Raw genomic sequence first — 1,859 nt, 5'->3', positions numbered from 1 at the left:
GCCCCGCCAATGAGAAAGGCGGCGATGAACACGTACAGCCCTCTTTTGCTTCTCGTGAACGCGATGATGAATGCCGCTATGGCCATAGCGATCACGATGTAGGACAAATAGCCAAGTTCCGGAAAGCTCTCTTCACTAAACGGCTTCATGCCGATATAGTGATTGAGTCCGTTAATAATGTCGATATCCCCTTCAAGCCGATTCGGATAAACGATAATCTCTAATCCTTCCGGATATTGCGGAGCGATGAAATCCATCCCCCACCAAGGAAACGCTAAAGACAAAAGCAGCAATCCTCCGGCCGCGCCGACAAAGACGGCAGACAACGGAGACAGTTTCGCTGCAGCCATTTTCTTCACACCTCTTTTGTTAGTCAGGGGGGGCGCGTCCGCCCCCTCGGTTTATTGTTTCGGCTTTACCAACAAATACCCGGTCATTTCTTGGTGCAGCGCTGAACAGAAGTTCGTGCAATACAACGGGTACGTTCCCGGCTTATTGGCGGTAAACTCGATCGTGTTCGTTTGTCCCGGCTGAATTTCCATATTCAAGTTATACTGGTTGATGGCAAAACCATGGGTAATGTCCTCATCAAAGTCAAGGTTCGTCAGGTGGATGACAACTTTATCTCCTTCATTCACTTCAATGACGTCCGGCCGCTTCGCATTGGCATCAAAAATAAACTTCGAACGCATTGCGATGCCGTAGACGTGCACCTCATTTCCTTTCCGGACGATGCGGGCGTCTTTTTGGTTGTACACAGCGTCTGGATTGTTGTTATCTTTCGGGTACACTTCAATCGTTTTAATTTTATCGGCCTTGATCATTTGCCCATAGTGCGGTTCCGGATCGACCGGCGACGATTGGATCACTTTCATTTTGTCACCGCTAATGTCAATGAGCTGCATCGATTCCGGGTGGGACGGCCCGACCGATAAATAGCTGTCTTTCGCCAACTTGTTGAGCGACACTAAATATTTGCCGTCCGGAGATACGGTATCCCCTTCCGCCGCGACGGCATGCCCTGGCGAATATTGAACCGGAACGCGGTCAAGCACTTCGCCGGTTTCCGGATTCCATTTCACAATTTCAGACGAAATAAACATCGTCGTATACGCCATGCCTTTGTCATCAAACTGCGTATGCAGCGGCCCAAGCGCGTTTTCCGGATTGACTTCCCGCTCCATCACCGATTCGTATTTCAAAATCGGGATGCCGTTCCGCTCGCCGGCAAACTCTTTCTTTTCAATCGCCTGAAACGCCTTTTCAAACGAAAATACCGTCAACAACGGGGCGAGCTTCCCGGAGGCGATGAAATATTTCCCGTCTGGGGTAACATCGACGCCATGCGGCGATTTGGCGACCGGCACTAAATAAATGCCCCCTTTATGCTTTTCCGGAAAGATCATTTTTTGACCGCCGACATTGTCATATTTCCCCGCTTTCACCATGTTCTCAAGCTCTTTCCAGTTAAACAGCACGATAAAGTCGCGGTCTTCTTGAGACGCGTTGATTTCCAAGTTTGTTGTCGCTTCTTCCGTACTGTAGATGAGCATTTTTCATTACAATAATTTCCATGGTTAGAGAGACAAACAGGGTACCCCTTACGCGATACGGAGCTGTTTTTTGATCACATCAATGGGAATATCTTGCTTTGCAGCGTAATAAATGAACTCGACGACGCTGTGGTCTTTCCGCGACCGAAGAAGCTCCAGCCCGGTGGAGAGGTTTTGTCGGGATTCGGCGATGCTGTACACGCAGGAGAGCAGCACCACCGCCCAATACCGTTTCACCGCCCGAATGTGGCGAACGCGGTATCCATCCAGCTTCAGTTGATCTTTCGCCTGCCGGAAAAAGCACTC

At 49.8% G+C, this 1,859-nt stretch carries 3 pseudogenes; all 3 read right to left on the bottom strand.

Going from position 1 to position 1,859, the window contains the following annotated elements:
* Positions 1 to 350: pseudogene (locus IKE44_RS04830) on the bottom strand (hypothetical protein); the annotation flags it as partial.
* Positions 351 to 401: 51 nt separating this feature from the next.
* Positions 402 to 1,544, bottom strand: a pseudogene (locus IKE44_RS04825) (cupredoxin domain-containing protein); the annotation flags it as partial.
* A gap of 57 nt (positions 1,545 to 1,601) precedes the next feature.
* A pseudogene (locus IKE44_RS04820) lies at positions 1,602 to 1,859 on the bottom strand (IS701 family transposase); the annotation flags it as partial.

This window comes from Geobacillus sp. (genome assembly GCF_017515625.1).
Lineage (GTDB): Bacteria > Bacillota > Bacilli > Bacillales > Anoxybacillaceae > Geobacillus > Geobacillus stearothermophilus.
Note: the sequence above shows the minus strand (reverse complement) of the source record. Positions and strands in the feature narration are given on the sequence as shown.